The 21,454-nt window shown below is 42.5% G+C and carries 23 protein-coding genes; 16 read left to right on the top strand and 7 right to left on the bottom strand.

Annotated features, from left to right (window positions below; translation table 11 throughout):
* Window positions 1–29: 29 nt before the first annotated feature.
* From ACSAJE_RS08805 to ACSAJE_RS08785, 5 genes are all read right to left on the bottom strand, one after another.
* On the bottom strand, window positions 30–236 hold the full coding sequence (locus ACSAJE_RS08805) for a hypothetical protein (RefSeq protein WP_458008848.1): 207 nt from the start codon (window positions 234–236) through the stop codon (window positions 30–32).
* A 44-nt stretch (window positions 237–280) separates the two neighbouring features.
* Window positions 281–505, bottom strand: coding sequence for a hypothetical protein (locus ACSAJE_RS08800; protein ID WP_458008847.1), 225 nt, complete (start codon window positions 503–505; stop codon window positions 281–283).
* A 320-nt stretch (window positions 506–825) separates the two neighbouring features.
* Complete coding sequence (locus ACSAJE_RS08795; protein WP_022024027.1) at window positions 826–1,431, bottom strand: manganese catalase family protein; 606 nt, start codon at window positions 1,429–1,431, stop codon at window positions 826–828.
* A gap of 91 nt (window positions 1,432–1,522) precedes the next feature.
* Window positions 1,523–2,086, bottom strand: a complete 564-nt coding sequence (locus ACSAJE_RS08790; protein WP_458008846.1) for a spore coat protein CotJB — start codon at window positions 2,084–2,086, stop codon at window positions 1,523–1,525.
* Window positions 2,083–2,241, bottom strand: a complete 159-nt coding sequence (locus ACSAJE_RS08785; RefSeq protein WP_444156327.1) for a spore coat associated protein CotJA — start codon at window positions 2,239–2,241, stop codon at window positions 2,083–2,085. The genes ACSAJE_RS08790 and ACSAJE_RS08785 overlap by 4 nt, the downstream gene beginning before the upstream one ends.
* 877 nt (window positions 2,242–3,118) lie before the next feature.
* Between ACSAJE_RS08785 and ACSAJE_RS08780 the strand changes: the two genes are divergently transcribed.
* From ACSAJE_RS08780 to coaBC, 8 genes are all read left to right on the top strand, one after another.
* Window positions 3,119–4,969: a DUF885 domain-containing protein gene (locus ACSAJE_RS08780; protein WP_458008845.1), complete on the top strand. Its 1,851-nt coding sequence runs from the start codon at window positions 3,119–3,121 to the stop codon at window positions 4,967–4,969.
* A 130-nt stretch (window positions 4,970–5,099) separates the two neighbouring features.
* Window positions 5,100–6,044, top strand: coding sequence for a L,D-transpeptidase (locus ACSAJE_RS08775; protein WP_458008844.1), 945 nt, complete (start codon window positions 5,100–5,102; stop codon window positions 6,042–6,044).
* A gap of 226 nt (window positions 6,045–6,270) precedes the next feature.
* Window positions 6,271–7,875 (top strand): phosphoenolpyruvate carboxykinase (ATP), encoded by a 1,605-nt coding sequence (gene pckA / locus ACSAJE_RS08770; RefSeq protein WP_444156891.1) that lies wholly within the window; start codon window positions 6,271–6,273, stop codon window positions 7,873–7,875.
* A gap of 481 nt (window positions 7,876–8,356) precedes the next feature.
* Window positions 8,357–9,253: a Rossmann-like and DUF2520 domain-containing protein gene (locus ACSAJE_RS08765; RefSeq protein WP_458008843.1), complete on the top strand. Its 897-nt coding sequence runs from the start codon at window positions 8,357–8,359 to the stop codon at window positions 9,251–9,253.
* Entirely contained in the window at window positions 9,250–10,077 is an 828-nt protein-coding gene (gene panB, locus ACSAJE_RS08760) for a 3-methyl-2-oxobutanoate hydroxymethyltransferase (RefSeq protein ID WP_022025998.1), read from the top strand. Before ACSAJE_RS08765 ends, panB begins: the two co-directional genes overlap by 4 nt.
* A 25-nt stretch (window positions 10,078–10,102) precedes the next feature.
* A complete protein-coding gene (gene panC, locus ACSAJE_RS08755; RefSeq protein WP_118506675.1) occupies window positions 10,103–10,948 on the top strand; it encodes a pantoate--beta-alanine ligase in 846 nt (281 codons plus the stop codon).
* Between the two features lie 84 nt (window positions 10,949–11,032).
* On the top strand, window positions 11,033–11,425 hold the full coding sequence (panD, locus tag ACSAJE_RS08750) for an aspartate 1-decarboxylase (RefSeq protein ID WP_458008842.1): 393 nt from the start codon (window positions 11,033–11,035) through the stop codon (window positions 11,423–11,425).
* A gap of 134 nt (window positions 11,426–11,559) precedes the next feature.
* Window positions 11,560–12,744, top strand: coding sequence for a bifunctional phosphopantothenoylcysteine decarboxylase/phosphopantothenate--cysteine ligase CoaBC (gene coaBC, locus ACSAJE_RS08745; protein ID WP_458008841.1), 1,185 nt, complete (start codon window positions 11,560–11,562; stop codon window positions 12,742–12,744).
* Between the two features lie 40 nt (window positions 12,745–12,784).
* Here coaBC and truA read toward each other — a convergent pair whose 3' ends face one another.
* Window positions 12,785–13,699, bottom strand: coding sequence for a tRNA pseudouridine(38-40) synthase TruA (truA, locus tag ACSAJE_RS08740; RefSeq protein ID WP_458008840.1), 915 nt, complete (start codon window positions 13,697–13,699; stop codon window positions 12,785–12,787).
* 342 nt (window positions 13,700–14,041) lie between these two features.
* On the opposite strand from truA, the gene ACSAJE_RS08735 reads away from it, so the two are divergent.
* Together ACSAJE_RS08735 and ACSAJE_RS08730 are read left to right on the top strand one after the other, a co-directional pair.
* Window positions 14,042–14,212 (top strand): DUF362 domain-containing protein, encoded by a 171-nt coding sequence (locus ACSAJE_RS08735; protein ID WP_022026003.1) that lies wholly within the window; start codon window positions 14,042–14,044, stop codon window positions 14,210–14,212.
* Between the two features lie 204 nt (window positions 14,213–14,416).
* The gene (locus tag ACSAJE_RS08730; protein WP_118506672.1) at window positions 14,417–14,629 is read left to right on the top strand and encodes a DUF1858 domain-containing protein; all 213 of its coding nucleotides are present in this window, start codon (window positions 14,417–14,419) and stop codon (window positions 14,627–14,629) included.
* A gap of 123 nt (window positions 14,630–14,752) precedes the next feature.
* On the opposite strand, the gene ACSAJE_RS08725 is transcribed toward ACSAJE_RS08730, so the two are convergent.
* Complete coding sequence (locus tag ACSAJE_RS08725; RefSeq protein ID WP_458008839.1) at window positions 14,753–15,655, bottom strand: adaptor protein MecA; 903 nt, start codon at window positions 15,653–15,655, stop codon at window positions 14,753–14,755.
* 732 nt (window positions 15,656–16,387) lie between these two features.
* Here ACSAJE_RS08725 and ACSAJE_RS08720 point away from each other — a divergent pair.
* The 6 genes from ACSAJE_RS08720 to rpiB all read left to right on the top strand — a co-directional run bounded on the left by ACSAJE_RS08720 (window position 16,388) and on the right by rpiB (window position 21,321).
* Complete coding sequence (locus ACSAJE_RS08720; RefSeq protein ID WP_022026006.1) at window positions 16,388–16,621, top strand: hypothetical protein; 234 nt, start codon at window positions 16,388–16,390, stop codon at window positions 16,619–16,621.
* 199 nt (window positions 16,622–16,820) lie between these two features.
* Window positions 16,821–18,533 carry a glycosyl hydrolase family 18 protein gene (locus tag ACSAJE_RS08715; RefSeq protein WP_458008838.1) on the top strand — a complete coding sequence of 571 codons (1,713 nt, stop codon included), beginning with the start codon at window positions 16,821–16,823 and terminating at the stop codon, window positions 18,531–18,533.
* Between the two features lie 83 nt (window positions 18,534–18,616).
* The gene (locus ACSAJE_RS08710) at window positions 18,617–19,411 is read left to right on the top strand and encodes an N-acetylmuramoyl-L-alanine amidase (protein WP_182448268.1); all 795 of its coding nucleotides are present in this window, start codon (window positions 18,617–18,619) and stop codon (window positions 19,409–19,411) included.
* Window positions 19,365–20,420, top strand: coding sequence for an L-threonylcarbamoyladenylate synthase (locus ACSAJE_RS08705; protein ID WP_118690727.1), 1,056 nt, complete (start codon window positions 19,365–19,367; stop codon window positions 20,418–20,420). Before ACSAJE_RS08710 ends, ACSAJE_RS08705 begins: the two co-directional genes overlap by 47 nt.
* Window positions 20,421–20,435: 15 nt before the next feature.
* Window positions 20,436–20,909, top strand: coding sequence for an arsenate reductase/protein-tyrosine-phosphatase family protein (locus tag ACSAJE_RS08700; protein WP_022026010.1), 474 nt, complete (start codon window positions 20,436–20,438; stop codon window positions 20,907–20,909).
* Window positions 20,893–21,321 carry a ribose 5-phosphate isomerase B gene (gene rpiB / locus ACSAJE_RS08695; RefSeq protein ID WP_458008837.1) on the top strand — a complete coding sequence of 143 codons (429 nt, stop codon included), beginning with the start codon at window positions 20,893–20,895 and terminating at the stop codon, window positions 21,319–21,321. The genes ACSAJE_RS08700 and rpiB overlap by 17 nt, the downstream gene beginning before the upstream one ends.
* Window positions 21,322–21,454 lie beyond the last annotated feature (133 nt).

Here is a 21,454-nt window from a genome sequence, read left to right as displayed (position 1 = left end):
ACCACCATGTCATCTCCGACTGGTGGTAGTTAATCCCAAATTATTTCCGATCTTGGCTGTTCTGTTTTTGGCACCGTTCCATACTTCTTTATTGTATAATCAAAGTTATCTTCGACACATTTTAACAGTTCCTCTGCATAGGCATCCTGATCAAAATCTATATCATTTGGATGATTTGGGTAATATCCAAAATGCTCGATAAATTTCATACTGGCTTCCTTATGTTTTTGCGTCATTTTATCCCTCCTTTAACTTTTGGGTAGCGTTGTCGCCTTCTAATTTATTGTCTACTTATCACAGTAGCAAATCTATTTCTCGCGGCCTCATCTTGTGGGTGTATTATTATTTTTCCTTCTTTAGCACACTCTCGAAGATGTTCTTTGTAGTCTTCTATTCCCGTATAACAATCATAATTAAACCCCAGACTCTGTCCGGTCTTTTCCTTTAACTCTTTATTTAATTGTGATATCTCTTCATCTGCAGCTATCATGTTCAATATTGTCATTTTACAATCTCCTTATAAGCATCACACAACTCTCGTGTATCCAAATTTACTGCCTGGCCACATATTGCTATTTTACCAATAAAATAATAACAATATGTGGATCGGCCAGTAACTTCCAATATGGGAAGTAGTTAGTAATTATAACATAATATTTTATCAATTTGTGGGTTGGAATGCAATGCCTTCAACCCAATGTAATTTTAGCATGATTTTTTATCGATTTGTGGGTTGGAATGCAATGCCTTCAACCCAATGTAATTTTAGCATGATTTCTTATCGATCTGTGGGTTGGAATGCAATGCCTTCAACCCAATGTAATTTTAGCATGATTTCTTATCGATTTGTGGGTTGAAGGCATAGAAGTTGCGTGAGTCTCGTTCATCCTGTACTTTGCGGAGCGCTTCACCAAAGCGCTGAAAATGAACAATTTCACGTTCTCTTAAAAAGCGAATCGGATCTGCAATCTCTGGGTCCTTCACAAGACGGAGAATATTGTCGTAAGTTAAGCGTGCTTTTTGTTCAGCCGCCATATCTTCGTAAAGATCTGTGATCGTATCGCCGGTGCTCTGGAACTGGCTGGCACTGAAGGGCTCGCCGCTTGCGGCCTGTGGCCAAATGGCTAAGGTGTGATCGATATAATATTTGTCAAATCCAGAAGCCTTGATTTCTTCCGGGGTAAGATTCTTGGTTAATTGGCATATGATGGTTGCAACCATCTCTAAGTGGGCCAATTCCTCGGTGCCGATGTCAGTCAACGTTCCGGCCGCAATGCGGTTTTCCATGGAATAACGCTGTGACAGATATCGCATGGAAGCACCAATTTCGCCGTCAGGACCACCATATTGACTTGCTATGATCATGGCAGCTTTTGGATCGCAGCGTGTGATTTTCACAGGATACTGCAGTCTCTTTTCATAATTCCACATAATTTAGTTTCCTTTCGAAGTTATAATTTAAGAAACGCAACAAAAAACGTTCTCATATATTCTTAAACTTGTGTTGCCCTTTAATGCACGATTATTCCCAAGGCAAAGGCTCCTGTCCCCAGTCCCAAGTGCAGCCATCACCGGCGCAGTCAAGGACAAGAGGACCAAACTTGCGTGTATAAATATCCATGGCAGCTTTTCTTTTTTTCTTCATTTTTTGAAAATAATCCAATGCACAAGAATCCATAGGGTGTGTATCTAAGAACAGGCAGCAGTCATACATAGCGAAGCTGACTTCGTTGATTACTTTGAGAAGATCATCGCGACACAAATTCATAAGATTTTGTGAAAAATCCACAGATTCACAGCCACAGCCATTGTTCGGCCGGTTCATTTGGTTGCCACAGCCATTGTTCGGCCGGTTCATTTGGTTGCCACAGCCACAGCCGTTGTTCGGTCGGTTCATTTGATTGCCACAGCCATTGTTCGGTCGGTTCATTTGGTTGCCACAGCCATTGTTCGGCCGATTCATTTGGTTGCCACAGCCACAGCCATTGTTCGGTCGGTTCATTTGATTGCCACAGCCATTGTTCGGTCGATTCATCTGATTGCTGCAGCCACAGCCGTTCATCCCATTCATTTTATTTCCGTTCATGAGAGACCTCCTTTTTGACAGCGAAATCCTTTAGGGATGCAGCCGCAAAACGGCAGATCCAGTGGTGGAAAAATAGTTCCGCGTTGTAATGCTTTATCAGGACAATACGTCTGTCCCCATTCTTGGATAGGAACATAGCCAATACCTAGAGGCATGCCGCGTAAGGGATCAGTGTTCGGGCAGTCTGTACTAGGACGGGAGCAGGAATTACAGCAAACATTCATCTCACTTCTGTTATTCATTGCGAGTATCCTTTCTTTCTCTATTTATTGCCGGAATAATTTCCGTGCTAATTCATATATATGTACGTGGCGGTGAAATGTGATTCCCGGAATAATTTGAATACTAATTCATATACATGTATTTAACTCGAACTTCACACGTCCATAGACGCTAATAGGCCACATATTGCTTATTATGTCGATAGCTATATCGCATTTTGCAGCCACTACCTGGTGGATTCCGCCATCAGGGAACTATAGCAATTGCCTTGCCGCATTTTCGTTTTAGGTGATTTCTAGATTTTGTTTGTCTCTGATGTTTGATTTACATGCCTTACGGAAACTCGAAGTCCCGGAAGCAAGGTAATCATCATTTTTGAAAGGGACTTTGCGCTCGTCGTTACTTATGTCTCGTATTTCAGAGACATTAAGTAACGTGACGTAGCGCATCGTAGCGAAAGCGTCCCGTCCAAAAATCGATGATACCTTGCTAAACCGGGACATCTCAGACATTCCTTCAGGCATGTATTCATCAGAGACTAAACAAAATAAGAAATCACACAAAAACTTTGCGTTCTGCGGCAATTGTCTTAGCCCCCTGATGGCAGAACAATTTAGTTTGTTGGCTGCAAAATGGATGGCATATTATGGTCATAATAAGCAATATGTGGCCATACGGCAGTTTTTACTGTGTGAAGATGGAGCGCTTAATAATAACTTCTCAGACCCATATGTGGTTGTGAAAGTATTCCTGAGATGGAAAGTGTCAGAATTTTATAAATAGCAATATAAATGTGGGGGCATTCAGTAGATGGCAAAATATGTAGGAAGAAGCAAACAGCGGTTTTATGCAAAAAAAACAGCGGCAAAGATTATGGTAAGCTGTTTTCTTGTCATTGTAGCATGTGGCACATTGTTGTGTTATGGCAGGCAGCAAAAGGGCTGGAAAACATCGATTTATTCGATGGAGGATGACAATGTATTGTCGCATCCGAGCGTTCATGATTCGCGAAGCAAAAAGGAGGTTCGTGCAGATTATGAACAGTTTTTGCAAGAGGTGTTTCAGGAAAATGTGACCAGTGATGGAATTACATTAAATTATACATTAAAAAATCCTACGGATTATGGGATAAAGAATGTGAAACCTATGTTAGGGCATTATACGAAGGAGGCAATGCAAAATGCGCGGATGCTGACAGAAAACGAACTGGCAGTTTTAGAGCGTTATGATTATGACAAGTTAAATGAAGAGCAGCAGTTGGCGTATGACGTTTTACATACGGTGTGGAAACAAGATCTGTCAGGGGATAATGTAGACGAATATCAGGAACCGTTGAGTCCAACAACAGGGACACAGACACAGCTTCCGGTCATACTCACAGAGTACCATTTTTGGGACAAAGAGAGTGTTGATACCTATCTTCAGCTGTTGCAGAAAATTCCGGATTATTTTGATGAAATTATTACATTTGAGCAACAAAGATCCAAAGAAGGTTTATTTATGAGCAAGCGCACGGCGCAAGATATTATAACGCAGTGCAAGGAATTTGTTGCACTGCCGGAGAAGAATTTTATGATCACGACTTTTCCGGAGAGACTGAGCGGTCTGACGCTTACGGCGGAGCAGAAAGCAGATTATGCAAAACGCAATCGTTCCGCGGTGCTGCAGAACGTGATTCCTGCTTATCAAAAGCTGATCAAAGCTTTGGAAGAATTGGCAGATACCGGCAAAAATCAGGCAGGTCTTTGCAATTTGCCGAAGGGAAAAGCATATTATCAGCATCTGGTTCGTTCGATGGTGGGAACTGGTCGAAGTATGAAAAATATTTTAAAATTATTGGATCAAACGATTGAAGATAATAAAAATATAATGTCCGATTTGTTGGTCAAGGACGGTTCTATTTATGAGAAAGCGTTATCTGTAAAATACCCGGAAGAGGAGCCGGACAAAACGTTGCAGTATCTAAAGAAACAGATCAAGAAATCATTTCCTGATCTGCCGTCGGAAGTGTCTTGCCAAATGAAGTATGTTGACAAATCGTTAGAAGAACATATTAGTCCGGCATTTTATTTGACAACACCATTAGATGCATATCAGGACAATGTGATTTATTTGAACGGGAATGCAAAGTATGACCTTACGAAAGCGTTTACAACGATTGCACATGAAGGCTATCCGGGACATTTATATCAAAATTGTTTTTACCAGTCGCAGAATCCTTTGCCGGTGCGGAGCGTCGTGAACATCGGCGGTTACACAGAAGGATGGGGGACTTATGCGGAATTGTACAGTTATTCTCTGGCAGGTTTGACGAAAAATGTGGCAAGCTTTTTGAAAACAAATACGCTGCTTACGTTAGCGATTTATGCAAAGGTTGATCTGGAGGTTAATTATAATGGCTGGACAGAGGCGGAAGTGCGAGATTATCTGACGGATTTTGGCTATGACAAGACGGCCTGCCGGACGATATTTGATGCAGTTGTTGCCGAACCGGCGGGATATATGCAGTATACGCTCGGATATTTGGAGATTATTGATTTGCAGAAACAAGCGAAGGCGAAATGGGGCAAACAGTACAGCGACAAGAGATTTCACACATTTTTCCTGTCGTTGGGGGAGGTGCCTTTTGTGGTGGCAAGAGATCGTCTGGCTGCATCGTAAATATATAATACAGGTTTGGCGGTTGACCGGATAAAATTATATGACATTTGTGTTGTATGAAAAGATTAGAGATGATATGATAAAAACACTATTGATACAATGATGAGAGAAAAGTATAAGGAGAACTGATTTGAAAAAAGTATTTAAAAATAATCGAATTATAGTGGGATTGTGCAGTGTTTTACTGGCAGCAGGTGTCTGCATAGGAACAAACCATTATATGATTTCCGATAGTGCCGGCAGTGTGGCAGCAGAAAGTCAGAAGGCTGATCCATTAACTCGCCTTGCGGCCGCAGCTGAGCAGGATTTTGATATTCTCGAGGAGGAACAGGAATCTGATAATTCACCGGGCTGGCATACGGAGACGCAAGGCAGCAAAACTTATAAATACTATAATAACAGTGCAGGAAACCGTTTGAAGGGCTACCGCAAGATCAAAAAAGACTATTATTTCTTTAGCCAAAAGAGCGGTTATGCTGTATGTAATGGTTGGAAATATGTACGTATCAAAGGCAAAAAATATAAGTTGTATTTTGATAAGAAAGGCCGTCGGTCTGATCCAACCAAAAAGCTTGGCAGTAAAGCGCGTTATCAGATCAGAGTCAGCCTGCGGGATAATATGGTTACGATCTACGCAAAAGATGGTGCAAAGGGGTTTATCATTCCGGTCAAAGCAATGGTTTGTTCGGTGGGCATGAGCGGACACACAACGCGTAAGGGGACATATTCTTTGAGTCGTTCCGGACGGTGGCATGTGCTGCGTTACAATTCGAACGGCCAGTATGCGACCAGATATTCGGGTCCTTACATGTTCCATTCAGTAACCTATGATCGTTTGGGCAATCACTATTCTTTGCAAGCGGCAGAATACCGCAAGCTTGGCAAGGCGGCATCGCATGGTTGTATTCGTCTGCAGGTGGAGGATGCCAAATGGATTTACGATCATGCACATCAGTCGACAACGACGATTCGAGATAAATTTTCCAAAGGACCATTTCAGAAACCAAAGGCAAAGAAGATCAAGAAGTCAAAGCGCGGCTACTACGATCCAACAGATCGAACCGTTGCCAAATAATTCATAAAAAAGGCAGTTTGTCGATAAAGTTTCTCGTCAATTTGCCTTTTTTTGGATAAAATTTATTTTTTTAGTGCTTTTTCTTGACAAATCATGTATAATGGTTGCGATGGCTGAAAAAGGTCCACTGCAGGGACAGCGTGTAAATGCTTGATCTATGCGGGAAAGAGGCATGACAGCCGCAATGTTATCACACTATATTATAAGAAAAGGAGTTAGATTCAAGATGGCAGAAATTAATTTAACACAGTATGGAATCACTGGAACAACTGAAATTGTGCACAATCCTTCTTATGAGTTGTTATACGAGGAGGAGACTAAGGCAGATCTCACAGGCTATGAGAAGGGTCAGGAGAGTGAGCTTGGTGCAGTTAACGTAAAGACAGGTGTATATACAGGTCGTTCTCCTAAAGATAAGTACATCGTTATGGATGAGAACTCTAAAGACACTGTATGGTGGACTTCTGATGAGTATGCTAATGACAATCATCCGCTTTCTGAGGAGAATTGGGCAGTTTTGAAAGATCTTGCTAAGAAAGAGCTTTCTAATAAGAAACTTTATGTAGTAGATGCATTTTGTGGTGCTAACAAAGACACTCGCATGGCTATCCGTTTCATCGTTGAGGTTGCTTGGCAGGCTCATTTCGTAACAAACATGTTCATTAAGCCTTCTGCAGAAGAGCTTGAGAACTTCGAGCCGGATTTCGTTGTTTACAACGCTTCTAAGGCAAAAGTATCTAACTACAAAGAGCTTGGATTAAACTCTGAGACAGCAGTAGCATTTAACATCACAAGCCGTGAGCAGGTTATCATTAATACATGGTACGGCGGTGAGATGAAGAAGGGTATGTTCTCTATGATGAACTACTATCTCCCACTTAAGGGTATGGCTTCTATGCACTGCTCTGCTAATACAGACATGGACGGCAAGAACACAGCAATCTTCTTCGGTTTGTCCGGAACAGGTAAGACTACACTTTCTACAGATCCTAAGCGTCTCTTGATCGGTGACGATGAGCATGGTTGGGATGACAACGGTGTATTCAACTTCGAGGGTGGCTGCTATGCTAAGGTTATTGACCTTGACAAAGAGTCCGAGCCGGATATTTACAATGCAATTAAGCGTGACGCTCTTCTTGAGAACGTTACTTTGGATGAGAATGGTAAGATTGATTTCGCAGATAAGAGCGTAACAGAGAATACTCGTGTATCTTATCCGATCGATCATATCCAGAACATCGTTCGTCCTGTTTCTTCTGCACCAGCAGCTAAGAACGTTATCTTCCTTTCTGCAGATGCGTTCGGTGTACTTCCTCCGGTATCTATTTTGACACCTGAGCAGACACAGTACTATTTCTTGTCTGGATTTACAGCTAAGCTTGCAGGTACAGAGCGTGGAATCACAGAGCCAACTCCTACATTCTCCGCTTGCTTCGGACAGGCATTCTTAGAGCTGCATCCTACAAAGTATGCTGAAGAGCTTGTTAAGAAGATGGAGAAGAGTGGTGCTAAGGCATATCTTGTTAATACAGGATGGAATGGTACTGGTAAGCGTATCTCTATCAAGGATACTCGTGGAATCATTGATGCAATCCTTAGCGGAGACATCAACAAGGCTCCAACAAAGACAATTCCACACTTCAACTTCGAAGTTCCTACAGAGCTTCCGGGTGTTGACAGCGGAATCTTAGATCCTCGTGACACATATGCAGATGTTGCTGATTGGGAAGCTAAGGCTCAGGATCTTGCAGGCAGATTCGTGAAGAACTTCGCCAAGTACGAGGGTAATGAGGCTGGTAAGGCACTTGTTGCTGCAGGTCCTCAGAAATAATTTTGCTCCTTTCTGTGCAGATCTTTTTCTATAATACAGGCCAACGGAACTGTTTTAGAACTGTTTCGTAATTATAGAAAAAGGAATTGGCCTCTTCTCGGAGGCTGGTTATATTTGCATGAAAGCATATATTTAATGTAATGTAAGAGGCAGGGCGTAAGCCCTGCTTCTTACTTTTTTTAAGAGTATAGGAAAATGCTCGTAACGTAGAGGGAAGCAGAGCAAAACGCTGGTTTTGCTCTTTTTTACTTTATAGGAAACTTCTCGTAGCGTAGAGGGATGCAGAGCAAAACATACCGGAGGCAGTTAACTTCTTTACAAAAAAAAGAGACTGTGCTATTATTTGTCTGATTGTGCGGTTGTATAATGAGAAAAGACGTTAAGTGATCTTTATGGCAATTACAATTGCACAAGGAATGAGCGGTATTCGAGAGAAACTGCATCAGAGACAAGCGCGTAGAGCATAGAAAGGTTTGATGATATGCGAATTGGTATTATTGGAGCAGGCCGTGTAGGCGTAACAATGGGGAAATACCTCGGTGACGCCGGTGTAGAAGTGACGGGCTTCTATAGTAAAACTACGCAGAGTGCTGTGCAAGCAGCAGAATTTACCGATACAACGGTTTATAAATCATTGCAGGATATTGTAGAAGCGAGCGACACCCTGATGATCACGACGCCGGATGGCGTGATCAGTGAAGTATGGGATTGCATTGCAGGATACGATTTAACAGGTAAAATTTTGTGCCACTGTAGTGGCTCTTTGTCATCTAATGTATTTTCTGGAATTGAGCAGACCGGAGCTGTTGGTTGTTCGATTCATCCGATGTACGCGTTCAGCGATCGATTTACTTCCTATCAAAATTTTTCAACTGCTTATTTGGTGGCAGAGGGAATGCCGGCAGCATATGAACCACTGGCACAGATGTTTCGTGAATTAGGACATACCGTGCTTTATCTGCAGGCAGAGAACAAGGTAAAATATCATGCAGCGGCGGCGATGGTGAGCAATGATATGATTGCATTGTTTCAAACTGTGTTGGATCTGTTGGAACAGTGTGGTTTTGCACGAGAGGACAGCGTTGGATTGCTTCGTCCGCTTGTTATGGGTAATGTGTCCAATATGTTGGACAAGGGACCGGTAGCGGCTCTGACAGGACCGGTTGATCGTGGTGATACAGAAACGGTTCATAAACACTTAGACGCCTTGGCAGACAGCGAGGCGGGGGAAGTGTACCGAGTGCTTGGCAAAGTATTGGTTAAGATCGCAGAACAAAAATATAAAGGACGAGATGATACCGCCATGCGACAGCTTTTTGAGTTAAGTGATAGGAATCCGACTGAAGAGCAGCGGATATCCGGAAAGGACGAAACATGAAAAACACAGTAAGTACATTTCAGGCAGCAAAAGAAAAAGGTGAGAAATTAACGATGCTCACCGCATATGATTATTCCACCGCAAAATTAATGGATGAAGCAGGCATTAACGGTATTTTGGTGGGTGACTCCTTAGGGAATGTTATTCTTGGTTATGAGGATACGATTTCTGTGACGATGGAAGACATGATCCATCATGGAGCAGCCGTTGCAAGAGGAACCAAAGATACTATGGTTGTGGTTGACATGCCATTTATGTCATACCAGACATCGGTTTACGATGCGGTTATGAATGCCGGCAGATTAATGAAAGAGGGTCGCGCAAACGCTGTAAAACTGGAAGGTGGAGCTGCTGTTGTAGAACAGATAAAGGCAATTACGGCAGCGGGTATCCCGGTTATGGGACACTTGGGACTGACACCGCAGTCTATTAATGCATTTGGCGGTAATAAAGTGCAGGGCAAGAGCGAAGAGGCAGCTAAAAAGCTGATCGAGGATGCTTTGGCTGTACAGGAAGCAGGTGCTTTTGCTGTTGTATTGGAATGCATTCCGGCGAAATTAGCTTCTATTATTACGAAGAAATTGACAATCCCGACGATCGGTATTGGTGCGGGTGCAGGATGTGACGGACAGATTTTGGTTTATCAGGATATGTTAGGTATGTTTTCGGATTATGTGCCGAAGTTCGTAAAGCGTTTTGCAGATGTCGGAAGCGTTATGAAAGAAGCATTTCAGGCGTATGGCGATGAAGTGAGAGCAGGAAGTTATCCGGCACAGGAGCATACGTTCCAGATCAGCGATGATGTTTTAGATAAATTGTATTAATTGAGAGCAGAAAGGACATGGGATCATGAAAATAGTAGAGACAATAGCGGAAGTCAGAGAGCAGGTAAAACAATGGCGTAAGGAGGGACTGACAGTGGGTCTTGTCCCAACAATGGGATATCTCCATGAAGGACACAAGAGTTTGATCGACCGTGCGGTTGCAGAAAATGATCGTGTCGTTGTCAGTGTATTTGTAAATCCAATGCAGTTTGGCCCATCAGAGGATTTGGAAAGCTATCCACGTGATATGGATCGTGATGCAGCACTTTGTGAAAAAGCAGGTGCAAGTCTTATTTTCCATCCGGATCCAAGCGAAATGTACCACAAGGATTTTTCTTCTTTTGTTGATATGACAACGCTGACGGGTGGTCTTTGTGGAAAAACAAGACCGATTCATTTCCGCGGTGTGTGTACGGTTGTGTCCAAATTGTTTAACATTGTTGTACCGGACAAAGCATATTTTGGGCAGAAGGATGCACAGCAGCTTGCAGTGATCCGTCATATGGTAAGTGATCTGAACTTTGGTATTGAGATTGTCGGCTGCCCGATCATTCGAGAAGAGGATGGATTGGCTAAGAGTTCCCGCAATACGTACTTAAGTGCACAGGAGCGTGAAGCAGCGCTGATCCTCAGCAAGTCTTTGGCAAAGGGTAAGGAAGCACTAAAGGCGGGTGAGGCAGATGCAGCGAAGATCCGTCAGATCATTTTGGATGAGATTGCAACGGAACCTCTTGCAAAGGTTGATTATGTAGAAGTTGTGGACTGGAATACATTAGAGCCGGTAGAGACGGTTAAGGAGCCGGTTCTTGTGGCAATGGCTGTATATATTGGAAAGACACGTCTGATCGATAATTTTATTACGGAAAAGTAGCATTGAGGTGCAGGATACGACAGTAAAAAAATTATGCGGAGATTTTGAGAAAAACTTTGCAAAGCAAAAGAATGGAGGATTCTTATGGAACTTACGATGCTAAAAGGAAAGATTCACCGTGCGGTTGTAAAGCAGGCGGAACTGAATTACGTTGGCAGTATAACGATCGATCCGGAGCTGATGGATGCGGCTGGGATCTTAGAATATGAGATGGTACAGATTGTTGATGTAGAGAATGGCAATCGTTTTGAGACATATACGATCTGTGGTGAAGCCGGCAGTGGAATGATCTGCTTAAATGGTGCAGCAGCACGACAGGTTCAGGTGGGTGACCATGTGATCATTATGTGTTATGCATCAATGACTCCGGAAGAAGCCAAAACGCATCGGCCAAAGGTGGTCTTTGTGGATGAAAAAAATAAGATTCATCAAGTGTCGCGTTATGAGAAGCACGGAGAGCTTGGCCCGGTGCAGTAAGGCGGAATAACGAATTAGCTTGAAACGGTGCAGTAAGGCGGGATAACGAATTAGCTTGGCCCGGTGCAGTAAGGCAGAATAACGAATTAGTTTGAAACGATGTGGTAGATAGATATCGCATGGAGGAAAGAAAGATGCTTAAAGGAAAAACGGTGGTACTCGGTGTGACAGGGAGTATTGCAGCATATAAGATCGCAAATCTGGCAAGTATGCTTGTGAAGATGCATGTGCAGGTACACGTATTGATGACGAAGAATGCGACCAATTTTATTAATCCGATCACATTTGAGACATTGACAAGTACCAAATGTCTGGTTGATACATTTGACCGCAATTTTCAATATAGTGTAGAGCATGTCGCGCTGGCAAAACAGGCGGATGTGGTGTTGATCGCTCCGGCGTCTGCGAATGTTATTGGAAAGATTGCAGGCGGCATTGCGGATGACATGTTGACAACAACTGTCATGGCATGCAAATGTAAAAAGATCATTGCTCCGGCGATGAATACCAACATGTACGAAAATCCAATCGTTCAAGATAATTTGGAGAAACTTCGTCATTATGGTTATGAAATTATTGCTCCGGCAGTTGGATATCTGGCTTGTAAAGATGTTGGAGCGGGTAAGCTCCCATCGGAAGAAGTTTTATTGGAATATATTTTACGTGAGATTCGCTTCGAAAAGGATCTGGAAGGCAAAAAAGTACTTGTTACTGCCGGTCCGACCGTTGAAGCAATTGATCCGGTACGTTTTATTTCTAATCGTTCCACAGGTAAAATGGGATATGCGCTTGCGAGAGTTGCTATGCAGCGAGGCGCGCAGGTGACACTTGTGTCCGGACCGGTTTCTTTAGAACCGCCGCTCTTTGTAGATGTCGTTCCGGTAGAAAGCGCAGAAGACATGTTTCAGGCAGTTACTTCCCGCATGGCAGAGCAGGATATTATTATCAAAGCCGCTGCAGTGGCCGATTATACACCTGCTACTGTAGCAGACAATAAGATCAAAAAGACAGATGGCGAAGCAGCGATCGCACTTACACGCACGAAAGACATTTTGGGTTATTTGGGAGAACATCGCACAGAGAAACAGATCTTATGCGGATTTTCTATGGAAACAGAGAATATGTTGGAAAATTCCCGTAAAAAATTGGATAAAAAGCATTTGGACCTGGTTGTTGCGAACAACTTGAAAGTAGAAGGAGCCGGGTTTGGCGTGGATACAAATGTGGTGACCTTGATCACAAGAGAAGGAGCCCGCGAGCTGCCGAAAATGACAAAAGAGGAAGTCGCAGGCGCCATCTTAGATACATTAGTTGAGTAGTGCCAGCAGATGCTATCTTGGATGCATTTGCTGAGAACGGCTAATAAGTAACATTCATAAGAAATAATCCTTGTGGAGGGGCAGTGAAACCGGCTGCCTCTCTTTTTTGTGCCTGTAGAATGGCAGGGATATCTTCAGGACTTTTTAGCCCAATGCCAACTTCTAACAGAGTGCCGGTCAGAATGCGTACCATATGATACAAAAAGCCATTCCCATAAAAGTCAAGTATCATTTTGTTATTTTCATTTCGAATGGTCAGATTCGTAATTGTACGGACGGTTGACTTCTTCATACGCTTATTATCGCAAAAACTTTTGAAATCGTGTTCGCCGCACAACAGGGCAGCGGCTTTCTGCATTGCTTTCAAATCGTATATTATTTGAGGCGGCATTGTGTTGTTGGATGCCACATTGTTTCTTTGAGGCGGCATTGTGTTGTTGGATGCCACATTGTTTCTTTCAGACGGTCTTGAAATATCCGTGTTGACAGAACTATCGCCAAATGTGGCGGATAAGTGACCGGTTTGTCTGCATAATTTATAGAAATAGTCCGTATCTGCAAAGCGAGTCATGTATTTTCGCTCAAACACTTCAGCGGCAGAGCCGTTGTCAATTTGGTAACGGTAGTGTTTCTGCTTAGCATTGAGGCGTGCGTGAAATCGTGGATCTACCTGTGTCACGCTTGTGATCCGAACGTCTTGCGGTAAATATTGGTTAAGCGCTGCCATGATCTGTGGACACGATAAGGTAGCAGATGTTTTGAAATTGGACACCTGACATAGGGCATGGACGCCGGCATCCGTGCGACCGGATCCATGGATCTCAATGTCTTCTTTCAGCCATTTTTGCAATACGGTTTCAATTTTACCTTGGATCGTATCAGCAGTATTGCCCTGCTTTTGCCAACCGCTGTAGCGTGTGCCATCATATTGTATTGTTAATTTATAATTGTTCATTGAAGTCCTCATTTCTATTTATGGTATATGTGGTTATTATCATATAATGTTCTTTCCGGAAAAACAAGCAGCAGCTTCAAATGTGTAAAGTTTGAATTAATGATAAAAAATATCAATAAATCATCTTGACAAATTAACGGAGTTAGTTACAACTACTTGCCGAGCGCTATCGAAAACACGCGCTTTTTTAAAAGCTTAAATAAGATATTGGGCGTAAACGTACGTTTGGTAAGTTGCGTCTAACCCAGTAAAACAGGGCGTTTGGAGAATTTTGGGGGTTGCCATTTTAGATGAATTGTATTAAAATTAAGCCATACTTAAATCAAAAGGAGGTACTTTATAATGGCATATGTTATTAGTGATGATTGCGTAAGCTGTGGAGCTTGTGCAGGTGGATGCCCTGTAGGAGCAATTTCTGAGGGTGAGGCTCATTATGAAATTGATGCAGATAGCTGCATTTCTTGTGGAGCTTGTGCAGGAACATGCCCATCCGGAGCAATTTCTGAGGCTTAATTTATGGTTGAAACAACTATAAACAAAATTAGCAGCCAGTTTGTTGATGAATGACAGACTGACTGCTTTTTTTGTTATGAGTCAGTAATAAAAAATTACAGCTTGTTTTTATAGAAAGAGAGTGTTATAATCGGTGCGTACTTAAGCGAACAGCAGTCATTCTGCCTGTATCGCTGAATATATCATATAATGGAGGTAATAAATATGGCAGCAACAATTAATAAAGATATGATAATCGCAGATATGCTTAAAATTGATCCGGGCATTGCAGCAATTCTTATGGCATCAGGAATGCACTGCATCGGATGTCCTTCTGCACAGGGAGAGACATTGGATGAAGCGGCTATGGTTCATGGCATGAACGCAGATGAGCTTGTTGTAAATGTAAATGAGTATCTGGCCAAGAAAGAGGCATAATAGAACTGTTTTCATAGTAAACAATCATAAAAAAGCCATTGCTTTGATAGGTTGCCCGAAAGATTGACATTGGGGCAGTCGCTTATCAGTTAAGCAATGGCTTTTGATGTTTATATCCGTCATTTAGAGGGTGCCAAGAACTTGAACAGCGCGGTCGGCGATCAAAACTTCACAATGTTCTGCGAGAAACTGCGGAGCAGCATGATTGTTCGGACAAGGTGTACCGTACTCGGCTGCAACAGCTTCAGCTCTGGCAAAGCGGGCAAGGTCATAAATCCCTCTATGCAAAATGATATAATATTTACCCGAAGAGGTGGAGCGGTAAGCTGTATTAGGTCCATTATAAAAGTTGCGTAAATGCCCGCACATTTCAACCAGTTTCTCGAGAGAGGAGAATGAGAATATACGGGTAATATCTACAAGTGCCTCATTAACATCTACATCTGGTTCCATAGGGTGTTCCAAATTGATGTCGGGTTTGTTCTTGTCGGCAGTGGCTTTGTTGTCCTTCGATTCTTTTTGCACATTACCATGGAAAAGCTGATCCAGGACGGCATCTGCTTTTCCATGACCGGGCCATTTTGTTTGAGAATTAACTTTATTGAGCATTTGCTCAATATTCATATCCTCTGCGGAATCCGGTCCATCGATATCAAAGTCATCTGCATCAAACTCTTCGTCATCGTTAATGATTACAAAATCATCTGTCGAGGAATCATCCAAATAATGCTCTGACGGATCGTCAGTAAAGTTTGAAAAGCGGGTATCCAATTCATCGGGATCTTCCACTTTGGTGATCAACAAAATAAGTGCATCCGGAAGCATTGGAATTGCTTCTATCATTAATGGGATATCATCTGCCTCAAATCCAAATTCGTAGGACGCTTGCTGCATCATATCTCGAAAAAGAGCCCGAGCTTTTTCGGTTCCGTATGCCAATTCGCTAATGCGGATTTCGCGGTCCTTTAAATCTTTTTGATACAACGTACAACGGATCTGATGTTCATTGATTTTTTCAATTCGCATAGGCTCACTTCCCTTCGTCAATAATTAATATTAAGCCTTATAAAAAGCTAGAATATGCGGTCGGGATGAGTTGTCATACCGACCTATGTTCTTTATATATTCAGTATAAAATAATACTGAAAAGAAGTCAAACGATAGGAAAGTCTGCTATCGGATCAAAGCTGCGTTGTCTATGTACTTAAAATGGAATGAAATATGCTAATTATAGATTTCGTCAGTTTGAACAAAAGCATACGTGGAGAATATTCTCAATTTCTCCAAATATTTTGAAATCTATTTAAAATCTATCAAAAAAAACAAAAAGTTGGTAAATACTAACAAAGTTTAGAGGTTGTTTTCTAATATCAATTTGTCGATTTGGTATTGCCAGAATGTTTGCAGGGAGCATATAATGCCCTCAGAGAAACGAACCCGATGTGTAGGAGGTGATGATGTTTCGTTAAAAGGACGGATATGATACTTTTGTTTCAAACACTGTGTCTCGCATAATAGCAGTGTATTCTGAAATAACCAAAAGGTTCCGATTGCGGCGTATGATAGGGATTCGATTCTCAGTGATTCAAGTATGGTTTATATGGAAATTGTGATTTTCATATGAGCGATTTGAGCCCTGTGGTTTATGATTTATGAACTGCAGGAGCATGGGTGAGCAGTATGAAAGATTGACATGTCACAATATACAACCAATGTTCAGGAAAGTCGTACTGTCATCGAGCAAAGGGGGATAAGCAATTGGAGAGAAAATCAACAGGTCTGCGGGAGTCAATGTATTCTTGGGTGATTTCCGAAATATCTGATGCAGAGCGCGTTGGTGTGCCGGTGCGGGTAGACGGTGTGCTCTATTCGACGAGGGATGCCAGAGTGCTGCATCAGGTCATGGAGGATCATTATTACATGAAGAGTTATGTTGGCGATGAAGCAGGCAAAATATGTGAGATTGATTTTGATCATATTACGGAATTTTGAGTAAAACCGTTTATTGGCAGGATGGCTGATAACGGGAATGTATGTCTGTGCGAAACTTCGCACACAACCTTTTTCGGAGAGACGTCAGGGCCCCGATGTCTCTCCGATATTTCAGTTTGCCCGATAGAGGGAAAAGTGGTATACTGAAACAGAGTATTGTTGTATGACTAGTACGATTAAGAAATGAGGGCTTTGACGAATGAAGAACAAGAAGAGGATTACCATTGGAGTAGTGGTTGTGCTTTTGGCTTTGGCAGCAATCCTTGCAGTGATCATGCTTAAGAAATTTGCACCAAACAAAACGCACATGAGTCTGACAAAGTATTTTCAGGTGACCGATCAGGGGATGATGCCGGTTGTGTTGGACGATGATATATGTGGACTAAAAGCTATCGAGAAAGATGGTCATATTTATGTAGATAGAGAATTTGTGACAGAGAAGTTAAATCATCGTTTTTATTGGGATGCCAATGAAAATATGCTGTTATATACAACTTCGACCAAGCTGATCTCCGCTGCATTAAACAGTAAAGATTGTTATATTAATAATAAAAGCCGTGATAGCAAGGATTATACAATTGCTGTAGCACAGGACAATGTTGTTTATGTGGCTTTGGACTATGTTCAGCAGTACACGGCGATGGATTATAAACAATACAAAAAGCCAAATCGTATTGTGATCCACACGGTATACAATAAGGATATAAGCTATGCGGATGCGAAGGATGATGTGCAAATCCGCAATAAACAGAGCATTAAGAGTCCGATCCTGCAAGATGTAAAGTCGGGACAGAAGCTTCGTGTGCTTGCCGGTGAAAATAAGGACACAGGATTTATGAAAGTGATGTCTGAGTCAGGTGTGATAGGATACGTACAGGCTAAGAAGATGAAGGAAACCTATAAGAAACAGTCAGAAACAACATTTCGTGAGGAGTCCTATAGCCATATCCTAATGGATAAGCAGGTGAATTTAGTGTGGCATCAGGTGACGAATCAGTCAGCTAATGGAAGATTATCCGGTTTATTATCTGCAACAAAAGGTGTGAATGTCGTGGCGCCTACTTGGTTTGAGACGTCGGATAATGATGGCAATGTTACATCACTGGCTTCCGATTCTTATGTGCAGACGGCACATCAGGCCGGTGTACAGGTATGGGCACTGTGCAGTGATTTTGGCCCTAAGATGAAGATTGGCAAAGTGCTGGGTACAACGAGCAAACGTCAAAAATTAGTCAAGAATCTGATTGCCGAGGCAATACGATACGATCTTGACGGAATTAACATTGATTTTGAGAATGTTAAAAAGGATTCCGGCGAGGATTTTATACAGTTTGTAAGGGAACTTGGAATTATGTGCCGCAATAATGGAGTTGTTTTGTCTATAGACAATTACCCGCCTGCGGGAGGAATTTCGGCATATTATAATCGCAAAGAGCAGGCAGAGGTTGCTGACTATGTGATCACGATGTCATACGATGAGCATTATGCCGGCAGTAAGGAAGCCGGTCCGGTTTCTTCAATCAGTTATGTGACGAATTCCATACAGGAAGTAGGTGAGGAAGTCCCTGCAGAGCAGATGGTTATAGCATTGCCGTTCTATTCCAGACATTGGAAAGAGAAGACAAAGGGTGGGAAAGCAAAGTTATCATCCGAGGCGTGCTCTATGAAAGGTGCGCAGACTGTGCTTAAGGATTCCGGCAAAAAGGCAACTTGGGATGATGCAACAGGAATGAATTATGTAGAATATACAGAGAGTGGAACGGTTCATAAAATTTGGATTGAGGATGCGAAATCGTTGGAACTTAAGATGAAAGCGGTATCGGATGCGAATCTGGGTGGAGTTGCCTTTTGGAAACTGGGATTGGAAGATGCCTCTGTGTGGAATATGATTGAGAAGTATGTGAAACATTAATTGGGATTCCTATCATTAGTATGTTTTTTGCTTCATAGATATGTATAGAATAATGGCGGAGGATGCCACAATGTGGCCTGCGTATGAATAATGTATCTTTTTTGAAGCAATGGGGGAAGAAATACGGAATTGGAATTATTGTTGGTTTGTTAATGTCTGTTGGTTTTTTGGTGATGGATGCAGATCGGTGGATCAGTGTGCATACATTGAATCAAAAAACAGCAAAATACACTGTTGTGATCGATAGTGGTCACGGAGGAGTAGATCCGGGTAAGATTGGCGTTGATGGTGTATACGAAAAGGATATCAATCTGGCAATAGCAAAACAATTGCAAAAGGTATTGGAACGCAATGACTGTCAGGTGATAATGACACGTGAGGCGGATCAGGGATTATATGAGGAATCTGATACGAATAAGAAACGCGCAGATATGGCGAAACGTGTCAGCATTATGAATGGGTGCGATGCGGATGTTGTTGTCAGTATTCATCAAAACAGCTATACAGATGCGACGTCGAGAGGGGCGCAGGTGTTTTACCAGGCAACCTCTGAAAGCGGCAAACAGTTGGCCGCTAAGATCCAAGAAACGTTGAAACGAGATGTAGCACCCGATAATCGCAGACAGATCAAGGCAAATGCGGATTATTATCTGCTGAAAAATACAACGAGCACAATGGTAATTGTGGAATGTGGTTTTTTGTCGAATCTGCAGGAAGCAAAGCAGTTACAGGAAGCAGAGTATCAGAAAAAGGTTGCACAGGCAATTGGAATGGGGGTATTGTATTATTTAGGGGAATCTGGGGAAACTAAGCAAAGAAAAGAGGATTCAAATGGAGACGAAAATACTGCAGGTCAATCCGGAGCAGTTTGGCGATGAGGAGTTGCAGGAGGCATGTCAGGTACTTCGGAACGATGGCTTGGTGGCGTTCCCGACAGAGACGGTATATGGTCTTGGAGGAAATGCATTACATAAAGAAGCTGCTAATCATATATACGCGGCCAAGGGAAGACCGTCCGATAACCCATTGATCGTACATATCTCAGAGGTAAAAAGTTTATATGAACTGGCGGCGGATGTCCCGGAAGCGGCCAAAAAGCTTTCGGAAGCATTCTGGCCGGGACCGCTTACGATGATTCTGCCAAAAGCAGATATTGTGCCTAAATCAACAACAGGTGGCTTAGATACGGTTGCAATACGAATGCCATCGCACCCAATTGCTAAAGAATTGATTCGGCAGTCTGGAGTATATATAGCAGCACCGAGTGCAAATCTATCCGGCAGACCGAGTCCGACCAAAGCAGAGCACGTTATCGAGGATTTGTCGGGGCGTATTGATATGATTATTGACGGCGGAGAAGTGGGAATTGGTTTGGAGTCAACGATCGTGGATCTGACAGGGAATGTGCCAATGGTGCTTAGACCTGGTTATATTACATTGGAGATGCTTCGAGAAGTATTGGGAAATGTAGAAGTTGATCCGGCAGTGCTCAGCCGAGAAGTTAAGCCGGGGATTGTAGCAAAGGCGCCGGGAATGAAATATCGACATTATGCGCCGAAAGGTCAATTGACGATTGTAGAGGGAGAAACAAAACAGGTCGTTGCGTCTATCTTACAGATGGTACATGATAAACAAAAGGAGGGATACAAGGTAGCAGTGATCGCTGCACAGGAGACAGCGAATTGTTATCCAAGTGGCATTGTTTATAGCATTGGTTCTAGAAAATGTGAGGGATCTATTGCTGCGGGGTTATATGACATATTGAGAGAAATGGATCATTTGGGGGCTGAGTATATCTTTGCAGAAAGTTTTGAGGATGATAATTTGGGACAGGCTATTATGAACCGGATGCTCAAAGCTGCTGGGTATCACATAGTTGAGGCGTGAAAGGAGCGTAACACGATGAGACCATATGACAAAATATTTTTTGTATGCACATCCAACACGTTGCTAAGTCCCATCGCAGAAGGGATCTACCGTTCGGAGGCGGCTGTTTATATGCCGGAGCCATATTCGAGAGGACTGGTTGTATTATTTGAGGAGCCGATCAGCCCAAAGGTAAATCTTTTGCTTAGTAAGCATGAGATGACGCCGGGAAATCATTCACAGTCAATGCAATTGCAGAAAGAAGAGTTAACTGATAAAACATTGATCCTAACAATGACATTTCCGGAGAAGGTACAATTTTTGGAAACGTATGGAGATGGTTATGCGGTTTATACTTTGGGGGAATTTGCCGGAGTAGAGACGGATGTGTCAGATCCGTACGGAGCGGAAGAGGAAGCATATGAAAAATGCTTTGAAGAGATTGAGGAGAGAATCAGACTTACAATACACCGATTGGAGGAGGAAGAAAAAGATGATAGCATTGGGTAGTGATCATGGCGGATACAGCTTGAAACAGGAAGTGAAAGCATATCTGGAAGGGAAAGGAATTCCTTATAAAGACTATGGCTGTCTGGATGAGACACCATGCGATTATCCGGTTTATGCCAAGGCGGTTGCAAAGGCAATAGTAGATGGAGAATGTGACAAGGGCATTTTGATCTGTGGTACAGGTATTGGGATTTCTATCGCTGCGAATAAGGTAAAAGGTATTCGTGCGGCAGTTTGTCATGATACATTTAGCGCACAGGCAACGAGAGAACATAATGACGCCAATATTCTTGCTATGGGGGCACGGGTGGTTGGACCGGGTCTTGCATTAAAGATTGTTGATACGTTTTTGCATACTGAATTTTCGGGAGAAGAAAGACATGTAAATCGTATTCGTCAGATAGAAGATTAAAGAATCCTTTGTTAAGAGTATTCGACGGATAAGGGATCGGCGAAATTATAGAAATAGTATACTTGTATACTTTATCTTGACACTCTGAGAATCAAGGCGTAAAATGAAGTTCAAATAATGTATTTCGCTTGAG

Source organism: Jutongia sp. SJQ-6 (genome assembly GCF_054161275.1).
This window is presented reverse-complemented; position numbering and strand designations above follow the sequence as displayed.